This is a genomic window from Streptomyces sp. NPDC053513 (genome assembly GCF_044544765.1).
Classification (GTDB): domain Bacteria; phylum Actinomycetota; class Actinomycetes; order Streptomycetales; family Streptomycetaceae; genus Streptomyces; species Streptomyces litmocidini.
Genome location: NZ_JBITXP010000036.1, coordinates 34,044 through 60,236, shown reverse-complemented (window position 1 = coordinate 60,236; position 26,193 = coordinate 34,044). Strand labels below are relative to the sequence as shown.

Genomic DNA, 26,193 nt, shown 5'->3' with positions numbered 1-26,193 from the left:
GTCGACGCAGACGGCCACGGGGTCGGGGCGGGTGGGATCCAGGGGTTCGAGGTCGATGGTGCCGGGCCTCCGCTGTCGACACCCCGACCGAGTGCCTCCGCCCAGAACCGACCGAGCGCGGAGTCGTCCTGGGCCTTCATGCTGATCTGCACGAGTCCCGTCGCCATGCCGCAGACCCTGGAACCCGCCTCCGGCCCAGGCCGCCCCTCACGCCGTAACCCCCCGTCCCGCTGCCCTCCGGCCGCCGAACACGCACGCACCTGCTGTCCGCCGGGGACAAGCCGCGGCTGACCGCTCCCTCCTTCGTATCCAGGCGTCCCGGGGCTCCCTTGCCGGCTCAGTGCTTGAAGGCGTCCTTGCCCCGCTCCTTCGCTTCACGGGCCTTGCCACGGGTCTCTAGTGCGGCGCCTTTCACCGTGACGCTCCGGTTGCCCACCGCGTGCGCTGCCTTCCTTATGGCCTTGCCGGCCAGTTGTTCGGCCTTGGCCTTCATCTTCTCGCTGGCGCTCATGACGGTTCCTCTTTCCGCCATGCCCCTACCCACACAGGGACGGAAAATGGGGCAGAGCCGCGGACTGTCCAGCGATCATGTGCCCGAGACCGTACGGGACGCGTGGTGCCGTGCGCCAGTGACGACGAGCGAGACGTTCTGCCCACCGAAGCCGAAGGAGTTGCTGAGCACCGCCTCCTGGGGGAGGTCCCGCCGCTCTGCGACGACGTCGAGACCGATGTCGGGCCCGAGACCGGCCGCGGCGAGGTTGCGCGTCGGCGGGATGACGCCGTGCTCCACACTGAGTACGGCGATGAGCGCCTCGATCGCACCGGCCGCACCGAAGAGATGGCCGAGCGCCGCCTTGGGGGCCGTCACGGTGGCGCGGCCGAAGACCTCCCTGATCGCGCGCGCCTCTGCGACGTCGCCGACCGGAGTTCCGGTGGCGTGGGCGTTGACGTGGCTGATCTGCTCGGGAGTCAAGCCGGCTTGCGCGAGGGCCTTCCGCATGGCCGAGATCTGGCCGGAGCCGTCGGCGGCGGGGGCCGTGATGTGGTGGGCGTCGGCGGCGATGCCGGCGCCCGCGAGTACCGCGTGGACGCGCGCGCCTCGGGCGTGGGCGTGCTCGGCGCTTTCGAGCACCACGACAGCGGCACCTTCGCCGAGAACGAACCCGCTGCGATCCGCGGCGAACGGCCGGGACGCCGAGGCGGGTTCGGCGGTGTACCGCGACAGTGCCTGTGCCTGAACGAAGCCGGCGACGGTGATCGGGGTGATCGCAGCCTCGGTGCCGCCCGCGATGACCACGTCCGCCTCGCCGGCACGGATGAGCCTGGCACCCAGGGCGATCGCCTCGGCACCGGAAGAGCATGCCGAGACAGGCGTGTAGACCCCGGCCCGTGCGCCGTATTCGATACTGATCAGCGCCGCCGCCGCATTGGGCATGAGCATCGGGACCGTGCGCGGCGAGACGCGCCGCATCCCGGCCGTCTCCAGTACGTCGTCCTGATCCAACAGCGTGTGCACACCCCCGATGCCCGTGCCGATCGCCGAGGCGAGCCGGTCCGGGTCCACCGCCGGGGCGCCGGCGTCGGCCCAGGCCTCGGCCGCCGCGGTGAAGGCCGCCTGCTGCGAGCGGTCGAGCCGCCTGGCCTGCGCCGGTGGCAGCGACGCCGCGGGGTCGATCGCCATCGTTCCCGCGACGACGTCGGGAAGGCCGGTCTCCTCCTGGCCTCGCAGGACGCCGCCACGGATGCCGGACTCACCGGCGAGCAGGGCTTCCCAGGTGGACTTCACGTCTCCACCCAGTGGGGTGATCGCGCCGAGTCCGGTCACGACGACCTCAGTCCCGTACGACATCTCCTTCAGCCTTTCTTGTATGCGATACAAGTCAACGAGGCCATGTTGTATCACATACAATTCGGCCGTGGAGAAGAAGCGAACCGGAGCTCGGTCGACATCGACATCGACATCGACATCGACATCGACGCCGACACCGACGCGATCGACACCGACTCGGTCACGTGACCGTGGTCGCGCGACGAGGCGCCGACTGATCGAGGCGACCGCGCGGCTCTGCAAGGAGCGGCCCGGCGCGGAGGTGAGCGTCGCGGAGATCGCGAACGCGGCAGGCGTCTTCCCCAATCAGGTCACCTACCACTTCGGCTCCAAGGACTCGCTCCTCGTGCACGCCGCCTTTCTCGGCCTGCTGCACGACGCCCGGCGGATCGAGCGCATCGGACGCCAGGCCCCCGACGCGGCGACGTTTCGGCGCAACATCGCCCGTGCCGTACTGGCCATGCCCTCGCTCCCGTCGGTCGCGCGCGCGCTCGCCGCCGCGATCTCCAAGCCCGAGCTCGCCCCCGTGGTCGACCGGCACCTCCAGTTGCTGTTCCGGCAGTCCGAGCGCTTCGCCGGCCGGATCGTCGACGGCCGCGGCTGGAAGGCCCGTCGACCGCTCGACGTGGAGACCCGGACGTTCTGGAGCACCGCGCTCGGCGCGGTCCTGCTCGTCCGTGCCGGCGCACACGGCACTGTCGCCGATCTCGACCTCGCCGGAGCGTTGACCATCCACGACGAAGCCGAGCCCGGCTAGACCAGGTCGCTTCGACGGGCCTTGTGGGCGCCCCTCCTGACGACGGTGGGGTGCCCGGTGTCCCGCGCGTCGGGCCGGGGCATGGGGAGCGCGAGCGCTGCAAGCTCCTTTCGCAGGCAACTCCTCTGGCCGTCAACGAGGTTGACGTGACTCGTCCATCCGTAGTGGTATGCGCGGGTCCCAGTTGCCGCACGCACCTCGCTCACGGAGAACGACCAAGGGGGAACCGACCATGAGGACACCACGCGCCAGGGGCGTGGGAAGCGCACGAGCATCCGGCGTGCTGCTCGCCGCCGTGGCCTTCGTCGCCGCTCTGCTCGTACCCGCGCAGAGCGCGGGCGCCGCCACCGTGACCACGGGACCGGTGTTCAACCGGCCCACCGGCACCACCGCCGACCAGCAGGCGATCCGCGCCCAGGTCCGCTCGGTCATCGCCGGTGCGGACAGCGGCTCCGTACTCCGCCTCGCGATGTACCACCTGTGGGACGACACGATCGCCTCCGACCTCGTCGCCGCGAAGAACCGCGGCGTCGTCGTCCGGATCGTCCTCGACCACACCACGCTGGAGTACCCGTCCTCCTACGACACCCTCAAGGCGGCGCTCGGCACGAGCACGGCGGCTTCGTCCTGGGTGACGCTCTGCGCCTCCGGGTCGTCCTGCCTCGGGCCGGCCGGCACCGGCATCAACCACAACAAGTTCCTCCTCGCGAGCAGCGTCGACGGGGGCACCCTCAAGAACGTGGTCGTCCAGCTCACGTCGAATCTGACGCCGTCCAACTACAGCCGCTACTGGAACAGTTCGCTCACCGTGGCCGGCAACAGCGATCTGTACGACGGTTACACCGCGTACTTCTCGCGCCTCGCCGCCCAGAACCGTTCGGACTGGACGTACACCTACGGCAACGCGGGCGACTACAAGTACTACTTCTTCCCGCGGGCGGGCGACGACGCGAGCACCGACACGGTCGTCAACGCCCTGGACAACGTCACCTGCCGCTGGAGCGACGCCGCCGGCAGCCACCGCACCACCGTCCACGCCGCCATGCTGAAGATCACCCGGCAGGCCGTCGCCGACAAGCTGCGCGAACTGGCCGGAGCGGGATGCCTGGTCGATCTCGTCTACAGCGAGACGGACGCCGGCACGTGGAGCGCCCTGCACGGCGTCTCCGGCCTCACCAACCGCTGCTACCAGCACGACGACGACGCGGACTCCACCACCCCGAGGCGGATCGTGCACTCCAAGAACTGGCTGATCAACGGCATGTACGCGGGCTCGGTGCAGAAGGTGATGTGGACCGGCAGCCACAACTGGAGCGGCCCGGCCCTGCGCAACAACGACGAGGCGATGCTCCGCGTCACCACCGCCTCGGTGTACGACGCCTTCGAGGCCGACTTCCAGGCCGTCCGCGCCGCCGCGGTGCCCGGTCTCCATGACGACGTCGCCGTCTGCAAGAGCGACGACGTCGACTGACAGCCCAGCCGGGACCGGCCGGTCGGCTCGAATCCGCCGACCGGCCGCAGGGCCGGTTCGCTACGCCGCCGACCGGCCGCGGGACCGGTTCGCTACGCCGCCGCCAGTGCCAGGGTCGGTGACTGGCGGGCGGCGCGGACCGCCGGGTACAGGCCCGCCACCGTGCCGATCGCGAGGGTCGCGACGAAACCGGCCCCGGCCGCCCAGGGCGGGACCACCCAGGGCAGTCCGCCCGCGGAGGCGTACACGGCCGTCGCCGCCGCCCCCAAGGTCACGCCGGCGATGCCGCCGAGGCCCGACAGCATCAGGGACTCCGTCACGAACTGGATCCGGATCTGGCCTCGCGTCGCGCCGAGCGAGCGGCGCAGCCCGATCTCGTGACGTCGCTCCAGGACCGAGATGATCATGGTGTTGGCGACGCCTACACCACCCACGAGCAGGGCGATCCCGCCGAGCCCGAGGAGCAGCGTGGAGAACGCGCCCTCCGTCGCGGCCTTCGCCTTGAGCACCTCGGAAGGATCGCTCACGGACACGTTCTGCGGATTCCGCGGGTCGATCGTCGGAGCGAGGAGCCGCTGGACCTGCCGTACGGAAGCGTCCGTGGACCGCTCGTACACCCTGCTCGGATGCCCGTCGAAGCCGAGCAGCCGCTGGGCGCTCTCCCAGCCGACCAGCGCCGAGCGCTCGATCTCGGGGGCGAGCGGCAGGGGGTCGAGGATGCCGACGACGGTGAAGTAGCGGTCGTCGATCCAGACCTGCCGGCCGGGCCGGTCGATGCCCAGCCGTTCCGCGGCGACGTGCCCGAGCACCACGGAGGGGTAGCGACCGTTGGCGGCGTTCAGCCAGGTGCCGGACGCCGTCGTGCCGCGCAGCACGTCGAGCAGTCCCACGGTCGCCGCCTTCACCGTGATGCCGCCGGTCTCCGCCTCCGGGATCATCTGCGAGCGGCGTACCGTGCGCCGGAGGTCCCCGCTCGCACCGGCCTTCTCGACGCCCTCGATGCGACCGACCATGCCGACGGCGTCCTTGGGCAGCTTCACCTCCTGTCCGCTGAACATCCCCTCTCCGGGCTCGGCGACCAGCATGTTCGTGCCGAGGGCGTCGAGCCGCCGGAGCAGTTGCGCCTGGCTGGAGGCCGAGATGCCCACCACCGCGATCATCGTCGCGATGCCGATGGCGATCCCGAGCGCCGACAGCACCACCCGCACGGGCCTGCTCCGCAGCCCGGCCGAACCGACGTGCAGGACGTCACGCGGGCCGAGCCGGCGGGCTCTGAGCACGACGACTCGCCGGCCGGCCGCCCTGGACGTCCTCCGCTCGCGCCTGCCGGGCATCAGACCACGTCCTTTCCCCGGGCCGAGTCCGCGACGACCCTGCCGTCGCGGATCCGGACCGTTCTCGGCAGGCGCTGCGCGATCTCGGTGTCGTGGGTGATGACCGCGATCGTCGCGCCCTCCTGGTTCAGGGCGTGCAGCAGTTCCATGACCGCCTCGCCGGACGCCGTGTCCAAAGCGCCGGTCGGCTCGTCGGCGAGCAGCAGGTCGGGCTGTCCCACGACCGCCCGGGCGATGGCGACGCGCTGCTTCTGACCGCCGGACAGCTCGTGCGGCCGGTGCCCCGTACGGTCGGCGAGGCCGACCCGGGCCAGTGCCTCGGCGGCCAGCCTGCGGCGGCGGGCCCGGGGCAGGCCGGAGTAGAGCAGTCCCTCGGCGACGTTGTCCACGGCGGTGACGCCCGGTGCCAGGTGGAAGGCCTGGAAGACGAAGCCGATGTGGCGGGCGCGCAGGGCGGAGAGCCGTCGGTCGGTGAGCGCGGCGACGTCATGACCGGCGATCGCGACCGTGCCGGCGGTCGGCCGGTCGAGAGTGCCGACGATGTGGAGCAGGGTCGACTTGCCGGAGCCCGAGGGGCCGACGATGCCGACGAGTTCGCCCTCGCCGACGGTGAGGTCGACGCCGTCGAGCGCGCGGACACCGCCCGCGTACTCCTTGACGACGTCCCTGAGCTCGACGACCGGCACCCGGACGGGGGCGGAGCCGTGGACCGGACCCGGGATCGGGCCGGGGCCTTCGACGTGTGGCACGGTGCGGGTCATCAGGACGGCACCCCGACCCTCATGCCCTCGCGCAGCCCTGCGCCGGTTATCTCGACCCTGCCCTGCGCGAACATGCCGAGTTCGACCCGGACGTCCCTCGCCGTGCCGTTCTCGACGACCTGGACGCCGAAGCCGCCGTCGGGGAGCGCGAGCAGGGCGTTGACGGGTACGGAGAGGACGTCCCGGCGGGTCTCGCCGGTCAGCTCGACGGTGACCGGGGACTGGTCGACGCCCTTGGCCCCGGCCGGGTCGTCGAAGGAGACCGTGACGTCGATCTTCGGGGTCTTGTCCTGCGGATCGTCACCCGCCTTCGCGGTCCTGCCGACCGCCGACACCTTCCCCGGCAGCCGGGTGCCGTCCGGGAGCGTGACCCGGACCCGCGTCCCCGGCTTCGCCGATCCGGCCTCCGCGGCCGGCACCTCGAAGCTCACGACCCGCTCGGAGCCGGTCACCGTGAGGACGGGGGAGCCGGGTGCGACGCGGTCGCCGGGAGCGATTTGCTCCCCGCCGCCCGAACCCGTACCGGAGCCGGCGCCCGCTTCCCTGACCCGTACCGCGCTGCCCGCGAAGGCGATCCGGTCCGGTCCGACGGTGCCGGTCCGCTTCAGGTCGTGGGACTTCTGCCAGCGCCCGACCGCCGCGGCGGTCTTCGCCGTGTACTCCTCGTCGACGTCGAAGCCGGTGTACCCGAGGGCGGCGAGGTTCTCCTCCAGCTGCCGTACGTCCCTGCCCGTGTCGCCGGTCTTCAGGGTCCGGTACATGGGCTCGTCCCCGTACATCAGCCGGACGGCCTCGCCGTCGATCTCGTAGAGCCGCTCGTCCCGCTTCACGACGGAGCCGGGCGGGGCGATCCAGGTGAGGGTGCCGCCGGGCCCGCCCGCGTTGATCTTCCGTTCCCCGAGGTGACCGAGCGTGCCGTCCCGCCGGGAGCTGTCGGCGAGGTCGCCCCGGGTGACGGGGGCCGTGGCGGGCGGCCGCCCCTTGGCGTCGGTACGGTCGGTCGAGGGCCTCTCCGGCGTCACCAGGGCGGTGACGGCGACCCCGCCGCCCGCGAGGGCGACGACCGTGAGGAGGGCGAACCCGAGTCGCCGCCGCCCCAGCGGCCGCCGCTCGCCCGCGCGCGGGTCTGCCATGTCGCCCGTGCGCGGGTGTGCCATGTCGCCCGTGTGCGGGTCTGCCGCGTCGTCCGTGTGCGGGCCCGCCGCGCCGCCGCTCATCGGGCCGCGCCTTCGCACGCCTTGGCGGCCTTCTCGAACTTCTCCTTCTGCGCGCCCTGCGGCATCGGCAGGGCCTGCTGCGCCCCGCCGTCGAACTTCGGGTCGGGCATGTCGAAGCCGTTCTCGCGCATGCACTTCGCGTACGCGAGCGCCTTGTCCTTGTCGGCCTGCGTCGGCTCCTTGCCGAGCCCGGCGCCGCCGGCCTTGCTCGCGCAGGCCTTGAACGCCTTCTCCATCTTCTCCTTCGACATGCCGTCGCCGCTGATGGTGAGCCCCACGCCGTTCTCGCCCGGCTTGGGCTCGGGAACGTCGAGGCCCTGTTCGCGCAGACACTTGCGGTGCTCGAAGGCCTGGTCGGCCTTCTTCCCCTCCTCGTTCGCGCCCCTGTCGTCCCCGCCCGCGGCGGAGCCCGAGCAGGCGGTGGCGAAGAGGGCGAGGGCGGCGGCCAGGGAGGGGGCGGCGGCCGTCCGGATGATCCGTCGAATCGTCATGGCGGTGAGGGTGCCGCGAGGGGATGTTTCGCTTCTCTCCACGGTTTCGTTTACATCGGCGAAAGGTCTCCTTCGGATAGACAGGGGTCATGCGCGTACTGGTGGTGGAGGACGAGGCGTTCCTCGCGGAGATGATCGCCGAGGGGCTGCGCCGGGCGGCACTCGCCGTGGACGTCGCGGCCGACGGCCTGGAGGCCCTGCGGAAGCTGGGACTCGGGGAGTACGACGTGCTCGTCCTGGACCGGGACCTGCCCGGGATGCACGGCGACGACGTGTGCCGCCGGGTGGTCGAGCAGCGGCTCATGACCCGGGTCCTGATGCTGACGGCGGCCGGGACCGTACGGGACCGGGTCGAGGGACTGGGGCTCGGCGCCGACGACTATCTGACCAAGCCCTTCGCGTACGACGAACTCCTCGCCCGGGTCCTGGCCCTCGGCCGGCGCGCCAGGCCCGCACTGCCGCCCGTCCTCGAACGGGGCGGGATCGTCCTGGACACCGCCCGCCGCCAGGCCGACCGCGACGGCCGGCACCTGCACCTGTCGCCCAAGGAGTTCGGCGTACTGGAGGCACTCCTGCGAGCCGAGGGAGCGGTGGTCAGCGGCGAGGACCTGATCGAACAGGTCTGGGAGGAGCACACCAGCTACCGTACGAACGCGGTACGGGTGACGCTCAGCAAGCTGCGGGCCAAACTCGGCGAGCCACCGGTGGTCGAGACGGTTCCCGGCGCCGGCTACCGGATCGCGTCGTGAACCGCGTACGGAAGCTCCTCGCGTGGCCGCACCACCCGCGCACACGGCCGTCGGCCCTCGGCGCACGGCCCGACCACATGCTGCCGTTCCGCAGCGAACGGGCCCGGCTGACGGCCCTCTACACCGGGCTGCTCGTGCTCGCCGGGGCCCTGCTCACGGGTGTCGTGTACGTGCTCGTCCAGGAAGGCATGTACTCGTCGATCAGCATGGCCGTCACCACCGCCGTACCGGCGCAGCGGCTGGAACGACTGCCCTCGCCCCGGCCGACCGCCCTCCCCACCGGAATGCCGAGCGCCGCACCCGCGAGCCCCGCACCGAGCGCGGGCACCGGCGTCGCCCCGCGCGAGGCCCTGGCGATCACGCGGACGCTGAGCGACGCGGCCGAGTCCGCCGCCCTCGACCGGCTCCTCACCGTCTCGGTGACCGTCCTCGCCTGCTACACCGTCCTTTCGGTCGCGCTCGCCTGGTGGACGGCGGGCCGGGTGCTCCGGCCGATCGCCGTCATCACCGACACCGCCCGCCGCCTCTCCGGGGAGAACCTCCACGAGAGGATCGCCCTCGACGCGCCGCCCGGCGAACTCAAGCGGCTCGCCGACACCTTCGACGGCATGCTCGACCGCATGGAACGGCTCGTCTCCGCCCAGCAGCGGTTCGCCTCGAACGCCGCGCACGAACTGCGCACCCCGCTCGCCGTCCAGCGGGCGGCCGCGGAGATCGGACTCGCCGACGACCCGTCCCCGCAGCGGGTGGCACGCATGCGGGCGAAGCTCATCGAGGTCGCGGACACGAGCGAGCGGATCATCGAGGGGCTGCTGCTCCTCGCCACCTCCGAACAGGGCCTCAAGGAACGCCGCCGGGTCGCGGTGGACGAACTCGCCGGGCGGGTCGCGGCCGCACTGGCCGAGGAAGCGGCGGAGCGGGGCGTACGCATCACCGTCCGGGCGCTCCCCCTGACCGTCGAGGGCGACCCGGTGCTCCTGGAGCGGCTCCTGCACAATCTGGTCGCGAACGCGGTGCGGCACAACGTCCCGCGGGGACGGGTCGAGGTGCGCACCGGCCCGGACATCGGCATCGAAGTGACCAACACCGGCCCGGCCGTGCCGTCCGACACGGTCCCGCTGCTCTTCGAGCCCTTCCGCCGACTGAACGAACGCACCCACGCGCCGGGGGAGGGGACGGGCCTCGGCCTGTCCATCGTCGACGCCGTCGCCCGGGCGCACGGGGCCAGGGCAACGGCATCGGCCAACCAGGAAGGGGGCGGCCTGACGGTGCGAGTGATGTTCCAGCCGACCTCCGGCACCGGCAGACACACCGAGCCGGACGCCCCCACCCGACCCCACTGACCGGACCGCGCGGCCCCGGGCCCCACCCGCCGGGCCCGGGCAGAAAGCCCGACACGCCCTGCGACGACCACCGCCCCTGTGGCGCGAGACCGCTGCTGGCCTGAGACACGTCTCGAGCGGGATCGGCCTGGTCAACAGCGCCGTCGGACACCTCGGCGCCACCACCGCCATGGCCGCCACCGACCCGCCGCTGCGCAACGGGAACAGAGCCGCACCATGGCACCCCCAAAGGACATCCGAGCCTGGGTACGAGGCCACGGCTACGGAGTCCCCGACCGCGGCCGCATACCCGCAGACATCCTCAGCAAGGGCACCCCGGGAGGCCTTCGTGATCGCACAACCCGACTACACGGCCCGACCGGCCCCGTACCGTCGAACGTGCTCGGGTTCGCCGCTCGCGATCAGTTGCTCCGCCGATACGTGCCGGGAGCGGTCCCGTGCATGCGTTTGAACGCGTGAGCGAAGGCGAACTCGGAGGTGTAGCCCACCTGGGCGGCGATGGATCTCAACGGCGCGTCCGATGTCCGCGGCAGACGCGCCGCCGTGGTCATCCGCCACCAGGTCACATAGCCGAGGGGAGGCTGGCCGACCAGCATGGCGAAGCGTTTGGCGAAAGGTGCCCGCGAGAGCCCGGCCTCCTCAGCGAGTTTCGCCACGGTCCAGGGTGCCGCCGGGTTTCGGTGGATGGCGTGGAGGGCGGCGGTGACCGGCGGGTCATTGAGCGCGGCGGCCCATCCGGTGGCATCCCCTCGGGCGAGCCGCTCGTTGAACCAGATGCGCAGGATGTACAGCAGCAGTGTGGCCAGGAGTGCCGGGACGACCGCGTCCGTGCCCAGACGCGGGTTCTCCGACTCGGCAGCCAGAAGGCGCACGGCTGAGCGCAACTCGGGATGGCGGTCCGAGCGCGCCGGCAAGTGGACCAGATCCGGGAGTGTCAGCAGGAGCGGGTGAGCGTGGGACGGGTCGAGCCGGTAGGCCCCACAGAGCACGACGGTGACCGCACCGCCAGCTCCGGTCCGGTCGACCCTGGCCGAGACGTAGGTGTCGTACGGCTCGTGGTCGTCGGGTGCACAGGCAGGCTCCGTCACCAGGCGTTCGGGGCTGTCGGCAAGAGTGTGCCCGCTGCCGTGGGGCAAGAACACCACGTCGCCCTCGAGCAGTCGGACAGGATCCGCGTCCGGAGGCAGGAGCCGGCAGGACCCCTGAAGGACCACCTGGAAGCCCGCCGAACCGGGGACGGAGGCGAACTCCTGGCCCCACGGGGCGTGTCATCGCACATGCGCCGACCGGGGGCGGCCGGTCCGCGTCACCGCGACCACGTCGCCGAGCACATCCATGCGCTGAGAATGCGAGCCGAAGACGCACGCGTATGAACTGGGCGGTCTGACGCATGGAACGTCTCCAAGCACGACCGTGGATTCGCGGCATGACGATGATGAAGACCGCGCGCATCCACGAGTACGGCGATACCTTCGTGATCCGCTACGAAGCCGTTCCCCGCCCACGACCCGCCTTCGGCGAAGTGCTCGTCCGTGTCGCCGCGACTTCGTTCAACCCCACCGAGGCCGCTCTGCGTGCCGGAATGCTGCAGGAGTTCCTCCCTGTGGACCTGCCCTACGCGCTCGGCTGGGACGTCGCCGGCACCGTGGCGGAGATCGGTGCGGGGGCGGAGGTGATCGCCATGGCCAGTCCTCGGAGCGCCGAGGCGGTCCTGCGGCAGGGGGCGGACCAAGTGATCGACTACGCGGAGATCCGGCGTTCGACAGCGCCCACGTGCACGATGGAGGTGTAGCGTCGCGATCATGGAACCGTTGAGCGGCGACATTACCGACCAGGCGCCGGCTGATCCGGCCGCCACGGACGACACGTTGGCCAGCCAGCCCATCGGCTACTGGACCGGCCTCGTCCACGAGGCGGTGACCCGGCGTCTGCGCGACGCCATGGCCAGGATCGATGTCACCCAGCCGCAGTACTGGGTGCTCAACCGGGTGTCCGGCGGCCCCACGGCACCCGACCGTGAAGAGGTGATCACCCAACTGACCCCCCTCGCCGGCGGCCGGCACGAGATCCCCCGGGTCATCGACCAACTGCTGCACCGCGGCTGGCTACGGATCGACGCCGACCAGAGCCTGCACCTCACCGATGCCGGCGAGGCCGCCAGGATCCGGCTGCGCGGGCTGGCCACGGAGCTGCGCACGGAGGTCCACAAGGGCATCAGTGACGAGGAGTACGTGGCCGCGCTCAAGGTGCTGCGCACGATGATCGCCAATGTCGGTGGAGACGGGAGTTCCTAGCCGCTTCGTTGCGGTTTCGTCAGTCGCAGGTCCAGACGAGGGTGGCGGCCTGGAAGACAAGCCCAAGTTCGTCCGCCCGCATGGCCAGGCCACGCCGCTCGGTGACCGCGTACGGCGGCTTCGACCGGCTTCCCACCGCTCGTGCACCTTGCCTTTCCCTCCCGACCGGTTCACCGAGGAGGGGCACCCATATCCGCGCGCAGCCCGGGGTCAGCCAGTGACGTCGAGGTGGGCGAAGACGACGAGGTTCTCCGTGTAGTCCCTCACGGTGCGGTCGTACGCGCCCGCACAAGTGATGAGCCGTACGAGGGCGGCAGAGGTGTCCCCGTAAACACGCTTCTCGGGAAAGTCGTTCTTCTCGAAGCTCTCCACGGAGTCGACGACGAAGACGGCCATGGTGCCGTCCGCGCGCGCGATCTCGAAGCTGTCTCCGGCCACGAGCTCGCTGAGGCGGGCGAAGACGGCCGGGGCGGTGGCGGTGTCGAGGTGGCCGGCGATGAGAGCGGTTCCCCGTTCGCCGGGGGAGGCGCCGGCGGCGTGCCAGCCGACCAGGTTCGTGTCATCGGCCGGCGGCGGGTCGAGGGCGCCGGAAGGCCCGATCTCCAGGTCGGTGAACGGCGCGTCCACCCCGATCTTGGGAATCATCAGGCGGGTGGGAGCCGACCTCGGCAAGGCAGGTCCAGCCGTCCCGGACGCGCTCGGTGACGACTGCGCGGAGCCCGGTACTGACGGCGCGGCGGGCTGCGGCGCGGCAGCCGGAGAGTTTCCGGCAGGGGAGGAGGCCGCGGGCAGGGGCTGTACGGTCGCGTTCCACGTGAGGATGCGCGGGCCGAAGAGGACCATGAGCACCACCAGCACCAGCGTCCAGAACACGGTGGGCACGACCCACCGCATGGCACGCCGGGGTGCTCCTGTGTCGACGGCCTCTCGTCGGGTCTTCACCACAAGTGCCTTTCGAAGTCGGACGGTGCTGCCCCCCAGGGCGAGCCGAAAGAAGGAGGCCGGGTGCGGAGGCCGCCGTCGGGAAGGCGGCCTCCGCACCCGGCCGGGGGTCACGCTGCCGCGTCAGCGGCCTTCTTGCGGCGGTAGAGGGCGAAGGCGGCCACCCCACCGGCCAGTACCAGGGCACCGGTCACGTTCGAGCCACCGCTCGCCAGACCGCCGCCACCGGTGTGCACGCCGCCCTTGGGCTTCTCGTGCTCCTTGCTCCAGTCCTTGTCGTGGTCCTTCTTCTCCTCGGACTTGGACGAGGAGTCGGACTCGGGCTTGGACCAGTCGTCCCCGTTCACCACCGTGAGAGCACCCCCACCGGTGTGGACACCGCCGTGCGGCTTGTCGTAGTCCTTCTCGTGCTCCCCACCCTTCTCGTGCTCCCCGTCCTTCTCGTGCTCCTTGCCCTTGTCGTGGTCCTTCTTGCCGCTCTCGTCCTTGTCGTGCTCCTTGGACCACTCGTCTCCGCTGAGGAGGGACAAGGCGCCGGAGCCGGTGTGCATGCCGCCGTGCGGCTTGTCGTGGTCCTTCTCCCAGCTGTGGGCGGAGTCGTCCTTGGACCACTCGTCGCCCGCGGTGAGCGCGTACGCGCCCGGGGCGGTCATGGCCAGGGCGGCGGCGGTGGCGGTGGCGGCGAAGAGAATGCGGGCAGAGCGCATCGATGCTTTCCTTCCGTCCGCTGCGCAGGCTGACCCGCTGTCAGCTTCCCGTACGCAGCGACATGGCCCACCGTCAGCCGCCGCCCGGCCGCGTGCCACTGGAGCTAGTGCATCCGGGAAGACGGCACGTCCCTGTACACCCGAAAGGGCGTCAGGCCCGCCTGCCTGGGACGCTCGGGTCTCGCCGGTTCGCGGCGCACGGCGAAGCCGCGATCAGTGCCGTGGGAGGCCTTGGAGCAGGTGCCGAACCCGGCCCGGGAGTCGGCGTGCGCCCCGAGGCGCGGTCCGAGGTGCGGCGGTCGACGGTGCGGCGGCCGGAGCGTCGGCACAGCAGGGTCGCCCGGCGTCGCTTGCGCGTCTTCGTCGGGGCCGGTCAGGTCAGACGTACCAGCTCGACCTCATGGGCCTGCCCCGCCACGGCGAGCAGGCGGCCGTCGGGGCTGCATGCCGGAGCCTTGAGCTGACCCAGGTCACATGGGATCGCCGACCCCCGGCTTCCTTCGCCGACGTCCCACGTCTCCACCGTTCCGGCCCTGCCCGCACTGACGACCACGGCTCGGTCGGGTACGAACGCCACCGCGTTCAGGCGGTCATGTGGGCTGGTCAGGACTTCGCCGGGAGCCGGTGGGCCCGTCGTCCACAGCCGGACGGTGCCGTTCCAGGCACCACTGGCCAGGAGGCCCAGCACGGGGGAGGAGGACAGTGAGGAAGCGGCGTGGCGGTGCCCGAGCAGTACGGCCCCGCTCTCCCGGGACCTCGGGTCCCGGAACCGCGTGGCCCCGGGAGAGGCGAAGGGCACGGCTTGTACCGCCCCCTTCGGACCGGTCAGTACGGCGGTCTCCCGGCCGGTCGCGACGTCCCCTGTCCGAGTTGGTGCCGTCCTGCCCCGCGGCAGCGAGGGTGCGTCCGTCGGGGCTGAAGTCCGGGGCGTACACCGCCGGGCGCCGGCCTCGATCCAGTCCTGCAGGCGCAGCCGGCACGTCGCCCCACTGCGACCGACCGTCTCGGCCGGCACGTCCGCCCAGGTCACACCCGTGCGCAGGAGGGAGACGATCCCGCGTAGAGCCGCATGGTCATCCTCCGGCAGCTGTCCCGGATACCGACGATGGCGAGGCGGGCGAGGCGGGAGCAGCAGGGCGACACGTTCGGGCCGAGGGCCTTGTCCCACAGTGAGCCGGTGGGAATCATGATCGCGTGCAACGCCGAAAGCAACTCCACGAACTGCTCCTCTGCGCCGGACTCACGGTCGTCGAGGACGTACGTCCGGGCAGCCTGTTGCCGCCAGAGGCCGGCCGGCGCATCGCGCGAGGGATCGCGGCGCCGGACGGAGCGGCCCGAGAAGCGCTCGACGCCTCGTGGTGGCGCCGCCTTGCAGGCGCCGACGGCGAGTTCCTGGTGGCCGTCCTCGGGCATCGGATCGGCGGCAACGACTCGTGGTGGACCCGGGTCCGCTGCACCGGCGGTGGTGTGCCGGGGCTGACCGGCGATCCCGGGTTCGTGGCGCTCTCCCTCGACGGGCAGGTGCTTCTGGCAGCGGTGCCCGGTGCGGACGGGCCTCGTGTGACAGCCCTCGACCGACTGCCGGAGCGGTTGGAGGAGGCTGCCACAGCCGCCGGGCGGGAGACGGAGGCCGAGCGCGCTGGGGTGTGGGCAACGGTGCCCGGCCGACACGCGTGGCCTCTGCACTGGGCGGAAGGAATCGGATCCAACCCGGCCGCACCGGACGAACTGCTGATCCGGCTGCTGGACGTGACGGAGGGTTTCCTGCACGGGTGCGACCGCCCCGCCGTCCTCGACGCCGCCGTTTCGCACCCCGATCCGCAGGTGAGATCGAGACCCGCCGACACCTTCCGGCCCAAGCTCACGTCCGATCAGTGGGCCCGTCTGGTCCGCGCCGAACCGTCGCCGAGACGGCGCGTGCTGTGGGCCGAGCGCGCCGGCATGTGGGGCGCCGAACTTCCCGAGGACCTGTACGACGACCTCCTCGCCGGCCCGTCCCGCGCCTTGGCCGCCGAACTCCCCGGGCTCCCCGCCCGCCATCTCCCGGGCCTCGCGGCCGATGCCGATCCCCGGGTGCGGGCGGCCGCCTGCGCCCGGTGGGAGCACCTTGCCGCGCCGCTGCGGGAGCGCCTGCTGACCGACACGGACGAGGGGGTGCGTACGGCGGCGCTGCTCGCCCACCACATCGGCACCCTCATGCCTCGTGAGGTCTTTGCCGTACTGCCCGAGCCCCGGCGCGCACTCGAAGAGTGCCGTCTCTCACCCGAGCTGGAAGCAGAACTGCTCCGGGACGGGGACGCGGAGACACGCCGAGCACTGGCCGCCAACCCGCGGCTCGGCGCACACGGCGTCGCCGTCCTGGCAGAGGACTCCTCCGAGGACATCCGCTCGACGGTGGCACTGCGGTCCGACCTCAGCGAGGAGCAGCGTGCCGCGGTGCGCTACGAATTCGACCCGACGTCGATGTCGCACACTCTGCCCTGGGTCGAGCGCCTGCACGGGGACGCAGACGCCATGCGCCGCCTCGCCGTGTCGTCCCACCCGCTCATCCGGCGAAGCGTGGCCCGCGCCCGGCACCTTCCACCGGACGTGGTGGAGCGTCTGGCGCGGGACGAAGACCGGACGGTCCGCCTGTTCCTCGCCGAATCGTGCGACGACGCGCCGGCCGAGACGCTGCTGGAGGTCTGGCGCTGGTGGGACGGCAGCTTCACCCACCCCGACCGCCCCCGCAAGCACCCCAACTTCCCCCGTACGGGCCTGCTGCGCCACGCCGACGACCCGAGCGGCCGGATGCGCCGCCTGACTCTGGACGATCCTGAGTCCACGTCTGCCGACGTCGCACGCCTCTCCCGCGACCCGGAAGCCGAGGTGCGCCGCCGCGCGGCCGAGGACCCCCGGCTGTCACCGGCCGACGCGGTGCGGCTGCTGAACGACCCGGCGGCCCATGTCCGCGGGACCGTGATGCGCAATCCGCGGCTGCCGGCCCGCGTACTCGCCGGGTTGCTGCACGATGCCGACACGGCACGCGCGGCGGTCGCCAATCCGGCGATCCCGGTCCCCGTCCTGCACCGCATCCTGGACGCAGCCGCGGCAGCCCGGCGCTGACACCGCCAACCCGTAGCACGGCCGTGACGCGCGCCCCGACCACCTGCGCCCCCTGTGAACGAAGTGACACGTGGGAGACGGCTGTGCGGCAAGGGTGCTCGGTGCCCCGGTCTCCGGGTGGCCGGCGCAGGGCAGGCCGGCCAACTGGGCGCTGGAGCGGTCCGACCCGTCGAAGCCGGCATCCCGCAGCCCGCCGCCGAGCAAGGAGAAGAACTCCACCGTGTGGGCGGGACGGATGGCGTCGGCGTCGCCGAAGACCAGCAGGGTCGGTGCGGTGATCGCGGGGATCTCGGCGCTCCAGTCGTAGTCCTGCTGTTTCAGCTCGGCCGTCTTGCCGACCGGTACAGGCCAGTCCTGGGGCCTGGGGGGGCGAGCCGGGAGCAGAGCTCGTGGACCGGGGGCTGCTTCATCATGTCTGTGGCCTCGGCACTCATCCGGTCCATCGCCGCGACGACCTCCGGGTGCCAGCCGCTCCGTCGACAGGGCGTGGAGACGACCACGAGCCCGCGCACCGCTTGCGGGTGCCGAACCGCGACCCGCAGCGCGACGTCCGGCCCTGTGGAACTGCCCAGCAGGTCGCCCTGCCCGACACCGAGGTACTTGAGCAGAGCAGCGGTGTCGGCCGCCGTCAGCTCCGGCCGCAGCGGACGGTCGATGTCCGCCGTGCGTCCATGACCCTGCAGATCGACCAGGATCACTGCGGGGGTAGACCGTAGCGGCCCGTGAAACTCATCGGTCACCCCTCGGCAACGGCCATGGACCGAAGAGACACGGGACAGCCCCCTGCTCCCTGCTCCCGCGGGGGATGGTCCCACAGGGGACCTCCATCAAGGTCCTCGTCGAGGCACAGTGGGCGGTGTGTTCCTTCGAGGGGGTGCGAGCGGGGGATCCTCACTCTGGAGGGGACGGCGACGGCGGAGGACGGCCCGGAAGGGCCGGTTCCTCCAGGTGGTGTACGTCGCCGCTGCCGAGCAGGACGCGGGCCCGGGCCCGCATCGGCTCGTCGCCGTGTCGGGAGAGCAGGACCAGCTCGTCGACCCGGGCGGTCATGGGACCGAGGAGGGCCTCCGCCTTGCGGGCGAGGGGGTGCGGGTCCGAGGCACGGCCGAGGGACAGGTGCGGGGTGAAGCCGTGGGAATGCGACCCGCACAGCGGGAAGCGGAGCTCCAGGGACTCCCGCAGCCGTGCCCAGGGCTCGTGGCCGGCGGCGGCCGGGTCGAGCCAGACGGTGGCGTCCTCGCGGTGGCCGAACCAGTGGACGCCCGCCAGGCGGGCGGTGAACGGCGGCGTCTCGGCGAGTGCCGCGGCGACCAGGGGCAGGGCCCGGGGGAACTCGGCCTCGGGGACGAAACCGAAGAGCACGTTGACGTGCGGCGGCCAGCGACGGATCTGCCGGTCGTGTTCGCGGCGAATGTGCTGGATCGGCGGCCACAGCTCCGCCGGGGGCAGCCAGGCGACGGCGGTGCGGTTCGTCGGCGGGACGGCGAGGACGTCGCCGGGTGCCGGGGCCGGCACGGGACCGACCTGCCCGGCGAGGGTCTCGTCGAGCCGGTCGACGCCGGAGGCACGGTCCCAGACGACCTGGCCGTCCGCCTCGAAGAACATCACCCGGTGCCAGGGAATCTCCCCACCCGGCACGAAGTCGCCGAGCAGGACACGCTTCGGCTGGGCCCCGCGCTCTGTGATCCCCATCACGAACCGTTCGGGGTCGAACCGCGGGTCCCAGAGCACACGGTGGTAGATCTCGTCGCTGGTGTGCACGTCAGCACCTGCCCTCGACTATCAGGGTGCCGCGCGCCCGGCCGGCGCTGCAAGCCGGTGTTTGGCCTGCCCACATTGCCGCAGTCCTGACGGGGGGCGAAGGCGTGGACGACATCGCGGACGTGGTCCTCACCAACCTGCATCAGCGCGGTGGTGTCCCTGACCGTCTGGCCCTGGGCGGACATCAGCACCACGATCGCCCGACGGAGTTTCACCGGGTCCTTCGCGGTCCGGCTGATCCGCTGCAGCCTCCGGCCATCCTCCATCGCTCACCGGCCGGACGAACACACTCGGCCGACGCCCCGCGACCACCTCCGAGATCAGGTCTTGGAGACAGTCTGCCGACAGACGAGCAGCAGGTCGCGCGACCGCTCTGAGCACTTCGGTTGGTGACCCGGCAGGACGCGGCAGTGTGCGAACGGGCACTGAATCACACCGTCGGCGGTTCCAGGTCGACCGCGTCACGGAACCGGAACCCCAGGGCGTGAACGAGCGCGAAGACCAGGTCCTCCGCCAGCGGATCACACTCAGCCACCAGGGCGGCTCTGAGTGCCAGCGGGTCCGGCTGAAGGCCGGCCCCTCGAGCCCAGGCCGCAGCTCGCTCACCTACTTCGGCCGCATCGCCGATCCACTCACCAGGGAGGCCGTAACCCCGGGCCATCTCCGGCGACAAAGCACATTGCCATGACAGGCCATCGGGACTCGCTGCCTGAACGGTCGCGAAGTCGCTGTCGACCACGTGACAGACCAGGACAGACGCGCGCGTCTCGCCGATGATCGAAGAATCCGGATCCGCGATGGGACACACTTCCAGGATCTGCCACTCGCCATCGCACGCCGACCACAACGGCACACAGTCCGCCGCCCGTACCGCCGCCAACTCCGTCAGCGGCCGGTCGGCTCGCGCCACGATGAAAGACCCCGAGAACCCCATGACCGGGAACCGTAGCCCCGATCACTGACACCGTTGATCACCCGGCCGTTGACCACCCGGCCAAGGCTGGGTGACGAGCCACTGGATCATGCGTATAAGCGCCTTTCATCGTCCCTCCGTCTTCCAGCTACGGAGGTTCCGGTGCCGAAGAGGCGTTCGCGAAGGTGCGTGAGGGCTGTACGTGCTTCCCCGTCCGCGCTCATCGCACAGCAGATCACCCGCCTTCAGAAGACCCAGGGTCAGGCCGTCTCGGCCCCGGGCCGAATCCGACCGACCGACCGAGGCAAGCTCAGATCGAGGACTCACGTCGTCCGTGACCGCAACGGGCTGCGTTCCGGCAGTGCCTCCGACCGAACGAGTGACGGTGGCCGGCCGATGGGGCCGAGGGGCTCAAAGGCGGCGGTCGCCGAGAAACCCTTCCCGTACGGCGATCGGACCGGGTGAACTCGTACGTCTCCAAGAGGACGCCACAACACTTGTACAAGGCGTCGTTCATACGGCGCAGGCTGGTTCCGGAGAGTTGGCGCCCAGGAGGAGCGATCGAACCTGCTCGCTTGCGTCCCCTACGGCGTCGTCCTGGTGGGCAAGGTGACAGAGTCGGCTCTCTTGGTGGCGGGCGGCTCACCTTTCCGGTTCCGATGCGTTCGGGCATCACATGTATCGCGCCAGGTAGGGAAGTTGCCGAGGCGCGGAGGTTTCCGCGATCCGGAGACGCGGCGATACAGTCCGGCGGGAACGGACCGGCGATCAGGGGGAGGGGCCGACGTGTTGGAGGTCGTGGCGCTCAGCGCGCTGACCACGTTTCTGCTGGGAGTGGGGAACGGGGCCGCCGGGGAGATCGGCAAGAACCTGTCCCTGTCGGCGGGGGCACTGGTGAGACGGACCCTCGGCCGGGAGACCCCGTTGCCGACCGGTGCGGAGGACCGCCGGGCACTGGCGGAGCGGGTGCACGCGCGGCTGGGCCGTGATCCGCGGCGGGCCGGCGAATGGGCGTTGATGCTGGAGGGCTCTCCGGACACGGCGGGCGAACCGTCCCGGGGCGTCATGCCCCCGGCCCCGTGGGCGTTCACGAACCAGGAGAAGGTGCTCAAGCAACTGCTGCGGGAGGCCGACCGCCCCTGGGAGGGCCGGCCACGAGTCGTACTGCTGTCCGGTCCCGCGGGCAGCGGTTCCACCTCGGTGGCGCTCCGCCTGGGGGCGGAGACGCGCGACCGGTTCCCCGACGGGCAGTACTACGTCGATCTGCGCGACACGTCCGGGGAGACCGGCCCGGATTCGGCGGCGGTTCTGCTGCGGCTGCTACGCGAGATGGACGTGGATCCCGACCGGATGCCGGCCACCGAGGCGGGCCGCGAACGGCTGTACCGACAGCTCACCGCGGAGCGAAGGGCCCTCGTGGTCATCGACCACACGACCTCGCTGGCGCAGGTCCGCTCCCTCGTACCGTCGACGCCCGACGTCCTGCTGGTGGTGGTCGTGTCCGGACCGCCGCTGCTGCTGGAGGCCGAGCGCATCGCCGTACCGCCGCTGTCCGACCGGCACGCGAAGCAGCTCGTGCGGAAGGTGGCCGGGCCGGAGCACGCCGCGCGGGTCAGGACGCACCTGCCCGGGGTGCTCGAACGCTGCCGGGGCAACGCGTTCGCCCTCCACGCGGAGGCGCGGCTGCTCACCCGCGACGAGCCCGAGTCCACACCCGCCGATCGGACCGGGGCGTGGCCGGACCATCCCGTACGGACCGCCGCGCACGTCGCGTCGCTCCGGCTCGGCCCGGAGGCGCTGCGCCTGTGCCGGCTCACGGCGCTCGGCGGCTGGCCGTCCATCAGCGCCACGATCGCGGCGGCCGCTGCCGACCTCCACGAGGCGACGGCCGCCCGGCTGCTCGACGAGGCGGCGGACGTCGGCCTCCTGGAAGCCCTGCCCGACCTGCGGTACCGCTTCCGGCCCGAGATCAGAAGGCAGCTGGCGGAGGCCGCCACCGCCGAGTACGGGATCGGGAAGTGCGCGGATGCCGTGGACCGGGTTCTCGAAGCGCTGCTCGCGCTGGTGCTGCCCGCTTCCCGCGCGGCCCTGCCGGAGAGCTGGCGGACCGAGGTGCCGGAGGAGTACCGGGCCGCTTCCCGATCCGTCACCGATGGCATCGCGGTCCTGGCCGCCGAGGTGACCAACGTGGCCCGGGCGGTCGTCGTGGCCGAGGAGCACCGGCGAACCGACACGGCCCTGTGGCTGGCCCGTTCCCTGTGGCCGTTGCAGTTGAAGGCGGGGTACTGGGACGAGGTGCTCCCGGCCCTCCGGGACGCGGCGAGACACGCGGAGGAGAGCCGCGCGGACGAGCGGATGGCGGCGGCGCTCCACTTCCAGCTGGCCCACTGCCTGGGGGAGACGGGCCGGTGGGAGCAGGCGAACCGGGCCGCCCGGGCGGCCGTCACGTACGAGCGTGCGGCCGGCCACCTTCGGGGCGAGGCGTCGGCCGTGGAACTGCTGGGCCTGCTGAACCTGAACCGCTGGGCGTACGAGGAGGCGTACGAGAGGTTCGCCGAGGCCGAGTCCGTCTACCGGAGGATCGGCCCGGGCGAGGAAGGCGTGGCCGACCTCCCGAGGGCCCTCGCTCTGATCGAGCGCCATCAAGGACGGGCCCTGCGCGGTATGGATCGGCTGGACGAGTCCCGACGGTGCCTGAACCGCGCCGTGGACTTCTTCGCGGGACGCACCGGAGCACCACCGGAGGCGTACAACCGAGCCCGTGCCCTCACGGATCTGGCGGAGACGCTCCACGACGCCGGCGACGACACGGCGGCACTGGCCGGGATCGCCGAAGCCGAGGCCCTGTTGCCTCCCTCCGCCGCCCCACACCGTGCCTACCTCGCCGGTCTGCGACGGCGGTGCGAGGCGGGCACCGCCCGGTAGCGGCGCCTCAGCCGCTCGCCTCCGCCCGGAACGGATGCACACCGGTGGCGGTGTGCATCCGGAGCACGATCCCCTGGGCGGGGACCGCCCCGCCGTACGCCAGCCAGACGTGGAAGGCGGAGGCGTACGCGGCCGGGTCCGCGTCCGCTCCGGCGCCGGTGTCGGCGGACAGCAGGAACGTGCCGTGCCGCCCCCGACTGCGTACGACGCAGGCGTGCGGGCCCGTCACGTACACGGCCGTCGAGCAGTGGGGATGCCGGCGCAGCACCTCGTCGGTCCACGCGGCGGGACCGCCCAGCCGGGGATCGTCCGCCTGCCCGTCGCGCGTGATCACGTCGGCCACGTCGAGGTCGCCGGGGCGCCGCGTCTCCTCGTGCACGGCGAGGTGCGCGTCGCCGGCGGCCCCGGCGGGATGCCCGGCGGACCGTTCGACGACGATGTCCGTCCCCTCCAACCGGGTCCGCACGGACAGCGGGGACGTCACCTTCCCCGGACGGTACGGAGGGAGAGGGAGCGGCTCCAGGGACGCGGTCGCGGTTGGCTCGGGAAGGTCCATCAGGGCGTAGAAGTGCCGCCGCAGCAGTTCAGCCGATCGCGTCGGCTCCGAGGTGACGGACCCGGCGAGTGAGGGATCAGGGCGATGCGCACTGATTCCGCGCTCCACCTGAAGACGGAGCGGGGCGCGGGGATCGACTCGGGGCGCACGCCGGACGAACTCCGCGAGCGGTGTCCCGGGATCGAGCACGCCCGCCCCGTCGGCGGCCAGTAGGACGGGCGTGCCCAGGGCGGCGGCGTAGTAGGAAACCGCCCCGAAGTCCCCGAGGACGAGGTCGGCGGCGAGCAGGGCCTGTCGCCAGTCGTGGACAGGGTCGATCAGTGTCAGCCCGTCGCGCTGGGCCCGGTCGAGCCACGCCCGGATCTGGCCCGGACCGTGCCCGTACCAGATGTTGGGGTGGAGGACGGCGGCCAGCCGGTGGTCGTCGGCCGGCAGCTCCGCGGCGAGCCGCGGCAGCAGCGACGGCAGGACGTCCTGTCCGCCCCCGCTGCCGAAGAACCCCTCGGGGTTCCAGGTGGAGTTCAGGACGACGAGCCGCTGCCCCCGGCGCACCCCCAACGCGCGCCGGAACCTGTCCCGGTACGGACGCGCCGCGAGCATGCGGTCGAAACAGGGGTCCCCGGCGAGTACGGCCGAGGGGACCGCCTCCGCGCAGACCCGCGCCAGGCGTTCCAGTTGCTCGGGGTGGGAGAGGACGAGCCCATCGACGAACGGCTGTCCGTCGGACAGGAGCCACTCCGGCGACAGCCCGAACGTCGGCTCCCGGCTTGCCCAACCTTTTAGTGTATCCAACTCCGTGCGAAAGTACCGCCAAGTTGCCGTGAATCAGATCGAGTTCGCCACCGAAGCTCGCTGAGATCGCCAGATCCACCGGAGTGGAAAGGGCCTGCTTCCAGGGCAGTTCGGGCAGTTGCAGATCGTGGAAGAGCTCGCGGATGCCCTCCTGGAACGCGGAGGAGCCCGTCGAAGTGACCAGGAGCTGGACACGGAAGTCGTCGTGGAACAGCGGCACCAGATCCAGCAGGCGGCCGGCCGAGGTGACGTTGTGGACCACCAGCAGGACTCGCCGCTGAGTCGTTCGGCTCGTCCACTGACCGGACCCTTCCCCGACCGGTACGCGAATAGCCGGGGGTTCTGGCCCCACTCGTAACCTCCTGAACGAGCATGGTGTCGTCGCGCGAACACCCTATCCGCAGTCGGAACGGTGCTGTTTGTCAGGTGGTAGGCCCCGATCGGAGCCGTCGCACGTCCTGTACGAGGGCGTACGAGGCACCCAGGAAGATCACGGCCCCAGCCCCGATCCAGAGGGGCGACGCCCCGGAGCGGTACTCACGAACGGCAAGGAGGAGCAACAACATGCCGGCAAGAAGACCGAAGGACGAGATCAAGACGCTGATGCGGTGAGTCACACGGACATCATCGACGACAACTTCGGCCGGTGGGAGTGATCCAAATGAATCGGCCTGGTGCGCCGTGCGGGGCGGAGGGAGAGTTCCGGGTCCTGCCGTTGCTGTCCGGTCGCGCCGGGGAAGCAGGAGCGGGGTGGCCAGGATGAGCGGACCCGTCGTCGTGAGCGCGGTGCGGGGGCTGCTCGCCGCGGCGAGCAGCCCGGCGAACGCGGTGCAGGGGGCGATGGAGGCCTGCCGGCCGATCGACCAGGCCGTGAGGATGCGGGCGACGAGGTGCTTGGGGGTGCGTTCGAGGTTGAACGCGATCTCGGCGGCGGCGACCACGGTCGAAGCCACGAGCAGCGGATAGCGCAGACAAGCGGGAACGGGGCAGCTCCAGAAGGCCGCAGCCGACCAGGACACCGCCGTCCCCATCCGCCCCACGTACGTCTTGGCGTCTCGTCACGGCGCCAGACGGTGACCGCGAAGGACTGAGCCAGGACTGCCTGTGGAGCTCCACGTCATGGGCTCTGACCGCGATCGTGCGAGGGTCGAACGTACGAGTGAAGGGAGGCGTGTCAGAGTGAGGGGCATGACCCGTTCCGAGTCTCGTGACGAGCTGGACCTACTCCTTCAGGAGGCCACTTCGGCGTCCTGGTCTGTTCGAGCGGCCACGGGCCGGCGTCTGGCGGCCTTCGCGGAGGTCCCCGAGGCGGCCGAGGTCCTGCAGCGGCTGTTGCTGGATGCTCGCGACACTTTCGTCACTCAAGAGACGGCGGAGGCTCTGCTCGAACGCTGGGACGCGCTTGGTCTGCGTAGGGTGCTGACCGCGTTCGCCGACGCGGATGACGACACTGCCGATCACCTTGATGCCGCGATCCCCAATGCCTGCGGTCGGTCCGAGGAGGACGGAGAACGGCTCGCGGCGCTTTGCTCGGCGTTGACATCGGATACGGACAGCGCGGTGAGCGGGGAGGCCCGCCGGATTCCCGAACCGCTGCGGCGACCTGACCGCTCCTCACCCTGAGTGGGAGCCCGGGCCGGAGGGGCGCGAAGGATGCCTGGCCGCACATCGCTCCGGTCTTGCGGTCGAGGTGGAGACGGCGGGTGGTGGCGCTGAGGGTCCAGCCGGTGGCGATGAGTTTCCGGATGTGTGCCTGGCGGTGCCGGATCCGTTCGATGATCTGCGTCCGCGGCAGCTCGTGGAACGGGTGCAGGCGGGGCCCGGTCTCGGATGATGATCTCGGCGCCGGGATGGTCGCGCAGCCAGGCGGCCGAGGTCTCGGCGGGACGGTCGGGCAGGACGTCCACACCTGGCCGACCTCCACGTCGACCGGGACGGTTCCGTAGGTGTGCCCCCGGGGACGCGAACTCGCCGATGATGTGGTTGTTGCGGCAGCATGCTCCCGGCCGGGACCGACAGGGCCACTGCGAGACCATTGGGCTCGAATTCGCGTTCTATCTATATATCCTCGCGGCGCAGCATGCAGAGGGGATTCCCCGGGGCTGGTCGGTCGTATGGCGCCATCGCTGAATCGGTAGGTCGGGCACGTCGATCAGGAAGCCGCCGATGCCATCCACCCAGAGGCGATGAACGCGGCGGCTTCCATCTGACTCCCTGCCCTTGTGCCGGTCTTGCCCGTGACCGGCC

24 protein-coding genes and 1 pseudogene are annotated in these 26,193 nt (G+C 71.5%); 10 read left to right on the top strand and 15 right to left on the bottom strand.

Annotated features, from left to right (window positions below):
- Window positions 1-337 precede the first annotated feature (337 nt).
- Entirely contained in the window at window positions 338-511 is a 174-nt protein-coding gene (locus ACIGW4_RS35440; RefSeq protein WP_185094958.1) for a hypothetical protein, read from the bottom strand.
- Between the two features lie 75 nt (window positions 512-586).
- On the bottom strand, window positions 587-1,849 hold the full coding sequence (locus ACIGW4_RS35435; protein WP_399585670.1) for a beta-ketoacyl-[acyl-carrier-protein] synthase family protein: 1,263 nt from the start codon (window positions 1,847-1,849) through the stop codon (window positions 587-589).
- 241 nt (window positions 1,850-2,090) lie between these two features.
- Between ACIGW4_RS35435 and ACIGW4_RS35430 the strand changes: the two genes are divergently transcribed.
- Both ACIGW4_RS35430 and ACIGW4_RS35425 read left to right on the top strand, forming a co-directional pair.
- Window positions 2,091-2,585 (top strand): TetR/AcrR family transcriptional regulator C-terminal domain-containing protein, encoded by a 495-nt coding sequence (locus ACIGW4_RS35430; RefSeq protein ID WP_399585650.1) that lies wholly within the window; start codon window positions 2,091-2,093, stop codon window positions 2,583-2,585.
- A gap of 232 nt (window positions 2,586-2,817) precedes the next feature.
- Complete coding sequence (locus ACIGW4_RS35425) at window positions 2,818-4,056, top strand: phosphatidylserine/phosphatidylglycerophosphate/cardiolipin synthase family protein (RefSeq protein ID WP_399585647.1); 1,239 nt, start codon at window positions 2,818-2,820, stop codon at window positions 4,054-4,056.
- A 92-nt stretch (window positions 4,057-4,148) separates the two neighbouring features.
- Here the strand turns inward: ACIGW4_RS35425 and ACIGW4_RS35420 are convergent, their stop codons facing one another.
- From ACIGW4_RS35420 to ACIGW4_RS35405, 4 genes are read right to left on the bottom strand one after another with little or no spacing between them, the layout of a single operon-like run.
- A complete protein-coding gene (locus ACIGW4_RS35420; protein ID WP_399585644.1) occupies window positions 4,149-5,390 on the bottom strand; it encodes an ABC transporter permease in 1,242 nt (413 codons plus the stop codon).
- On the bottom strand, window positions 5,390-6,151 hold the full coding sequence (locus tag ACIGW4_RS35415) for an ABC transporter ATP-binding protein (protein ID WP_359588087.1): 762 nt from the start codon (window positions 6,149-6,151) through the stop codon (window positions 5,390-5,392). The genes ACIGW4_RS35420 and ACIGW4_RS35415 overlap by 1 nt, the downstream gene beginning before the upstream one ends.
- Entirely contained in the window at window positions 6,151-7,368 is a 1,218-nt protein-coding gene (locus ACIGW4_RS35410; protein WP_399585642.1) for a peptidoglycan-binding protein, read from the bottom strand. Before ACIGW4_RS35410 ends, ACIGW4_RS35415 begins: the two co-directional genes overlap by 1 nt.
- Window positions 7,365-7,859: a hypothetical protein gene (locus ACIGW4_RS35405; protein ID WP_123459324.1), complete on the bottom strand. Its 495-nt coding sequence runs from the start codon at window positions 7,857-7,859 to the stop codon at window positions 7,365-7,367. The genes ACIGW4_RS35410 and ACIGW4_RS35405 overlap by 4 nt, the downstream gene beginning before the upstream one ends.
- Before the next feature lie 89 nt (window positions 7,860-7,948).
- Here ACIGW4_RS35405 and ACIGW4_RS35400 point away from each other — a divergent pair, with 89 nt between their 5' ends.
- The 3 genes from ACIGW4_RS35400 to ACIGW4_RS35390 all read left to right on the top strand — a co-directional run bounded on the left by ACIGW4_RS35400 (window position 7,949) and on the right by ACIGW4_RS35390 (window position 10,410).
- On the top strand, window positions 7,949-8,608 hold the full coding sequence (locus tag ACIGW4_RS35400) for a response regulator transcription factor (protein ID WP_123459325.1): 660 nt from the start codon (window positions 7,949-7,951) through the stop codon (window positions 8,606-8,608).
- 77 nt (window positions 8,609-8,685) lie between these two features.
- Window positions 8,686-9,951 (top strand): ATP-binding protein, encoded by a 1,266-nt coding sequence (locus tag ACIGW4_RS35395; RefSeq protein ID WP_398707104.1) that lies wholly within the window; start codon window positions 8,686-8,688, stop codon window positions 9,949-9,951.
- A gap of 78 nt (window positions 9,952-10,029) precedes the next feature.
- Window positions 10,030-10,410 carry a histone-like nucleoid-structuring protein Lsr2 gene (locus tag ACIGW4_RS35390; protein WP_399585639.1) on the top strand — a complete coding sequence of 127 codons (381 nt, stop codon included), beginning with the start codon at window positions 10,030-10,032 and terminating at the stop codon, window positions 10,408-10,410.
- On the opposite strand, the pseudogene ACIGW4_RS35385 reads toward ACIGW4_RS35390, so the two are convergent.
- Window positions 10,353-11,288 (bottom strand): annotated as a pseudogene (locus ACIGW4_RS35385) (AraC family transcriptional regulator). The gene ACIGW4_RS35390 and the pseudogene ACIGW4_RS35385 sit on opposite strands and share 58 nt — an antisense overlap.
- Before the next feature lie 89 nt (window positions 11,289-11,377).
- Here ACIGW4_RS35385 and ACIGW4_RS35380 point away from each other — a divergent pair.
- Window positions 11,378-11,743 carry an alcohol dehydrogenase catalytic domain-containing protein gene (locus ACIGW4_RS35380; protein WP_399585637.1) on the top strand — a complete coding sequence of 122 codons (366 nt, stop codon included), beginning with the start codon at window positions 11,378-11,380 and terminating at the stop codon, window positions 11,741-11,743.
- Between the two features lie 10 nt (window positions 11,744-11,753).
- Entirely contained in the window at window positions 11,754-12,245 is a 492-nt protein-coding gene (locus ACIGW4_RS35375; protein ID WP_359588077.1) for a MarR family winged helix-turn-helix transcriptional regulator, read from the top strand.
- 210 nt (window positions 12,246-12,455) lie between these two features.
- On the opposite strand, the gene ACIGW4_RS35370 is transcribed toward ACIGW4_RS35375, so the two are convergent.
- From ACIGW4_RS35370 to ACIGW4_RS35360, 3 genes are all read right to left on the bottom strand, one after another.
- On the bottom strand, window positions 12,456-13,088 hold the full coding sequence (locus tag ACIGW4_RS35370) for a class F sortase (protein ID WP_123459470.1): 633 nt from the start codon (window positions 13,086-13,088) through the stop codon (window positions 12,456-12,458).
- Between the two features lie 209 nt (window positions 13,089-13,297).
- Window positions 13,298-13,894, bottom strand: coding sequence for a hypothetical protein (locus ACIGW4_RS35365; protein WP_399585632.1), 597 nt, complete (start codon window positions 13,892-13,894; stop codon window positions 13,298-13,300).
- Between the two features lie 373 nt (window positions 13,895-14,267).
- Complete coding sequence (locus ACIGW4_RS35360; RefSeq protein WP_399585631.1) at window positions 14,268-15,062, bottom strand: WD40 repeat domain-containing protein; 795 nt, start codon at window positions 15,060-15,062, stop codon at window positions 14,268-14,270.
- A gap of 26 nt (window positions 15,063-15,088) precedes the next feature.
- Here ACIGW4_RS35360 and ACIGW4_RS35355 point away from each other — a divergent pair, with 26 nt between their 5' ends.
- Complete coding sequence (locus ACIGW4_RS35355; protein WP_399585630.1) at window positions 15,089-16,999, top strand: hypothetical protein; 1,911 nt, start codon at window positions 15,089-15,091, stop codon at window positions 16,997-16,999.
- A gap of 317 nt (window positions 17,000-17,316) precedes the next feature.
- Here the strand turns inward: ACIGW4_RS35355 and ACIGW4_RS35350 are convergent, their stop codons facing one another.
- The 3 genes from ACIGW4_RS35350 to ACIGW4_RS35340 form a co-directional block, all read right to left on the bottom strand.
- Window positions 17,317-17,697 (bottom strand): alpha/beta fold hydrolase, encoded by a 381-nt coding sequence (locus ACIGW4_RS35350; protein ID WP_399585629.1) that lies wholly within the window; start codon window positions 17,695-17,697, stop codon window positions 17,317-17,319.
- A gap of 193 nt (window positions 17,698-17,890) precedes the next feature.
- The gene (locus ACIGW4_RS35345; RefSeq protein ID WP_399585626.1) at window positions 17,891-18,760 is read right to left on the bottom strand and encodes an RNA repair domain-containing protein; all 870 of its coding nucleotides are present in this window, start codon (window positions 18,758-18,760) and stop codon (window positions 17,891-17,893) included.
- 430 nt (window positions 18,761-19,190) lie between these two features.
- Window positions 19,191-19,694 carry a hypothetical protein gene (locus tag ACIGW4_RS35340; RefSeq protein ID WP_399585623.1) on the bottom strand — a complete coding sequence of 168 codons (504 nt, stop codon included), beginning with the start codon at window positions 19,692-19,694 and terminating at the stop codon, window positions 19,191-19,193.
- Window positions 19,695-20,459: 765 nt separating this feature from the next.
- Here ACIGW4_RS35340 and ACIGW4_RS35335 point away from each other — a divergent pair.
- The gene (locus ACIGW4_RS35335; protein ID WP_399585621.1) at window positions 20,460-22,598 is read left to right on the top strand and encodes an ATP-binding protein; all 2,139 of its coding nucleotides are present in this window, start codon (window positions 20,460-20,462) and stop codon (window positions 22,596-22,598) included.
- 7 nt (window positions 22,599-22,605) lie between these two features.
- Here the strand turns inward: ACIGW4_RS35335 and ACIGW4_RS35330 are convergent, their stop codons facing one another.
- Both ACIGW4_RS35330 and ACIGW4_RS35325 read right to left on the bottom strand, forming a co-directional pair.
- Complete coding sequence (locus tag ACIGW4_RS35330) at window positions 22,606-23,946, bottom strand: hypothetical protein (RefSeq protein ID WP_399585619.1); 1,341 nt, start codon at window positions 23,944-23,946, stop codon at window positions 22,606-22,608.
- 422 nt (window positions 23,947-24,368) lie between these two features.
- Window positions 24,369-24,899, bottom strand: a complete 531-nt coding sequence (locus ACIGW4_RS35325; RefSeq protein WP_399585617.1) for a hypothetical protein — start codon at window positions 24,897-24,899, stop codon at window positions 24,369-24,371.
- A 235-nt stretch (window positions 24,900-25,134) separates the two neighbouring features.
- Here ACIGW4_RS35325 and ACIGW4_RS35320 point away from each other — a divergent pair, with 235 nt between their 5' ends.
- Window positions 25,135-25,569 (top strand): hypothetical protein, encoded by a 435-nt coding sequence (locus ACIGW4_RS35320; RefSeq protein WP_399585614.1) that lies wholly within the window; start codon window positions 25,135-25,137, stop codon window positions 25,567-25,569.
- The last annotated feature ends 624 nt before the right edge of the window (window positions 25,570-26,193 follow it).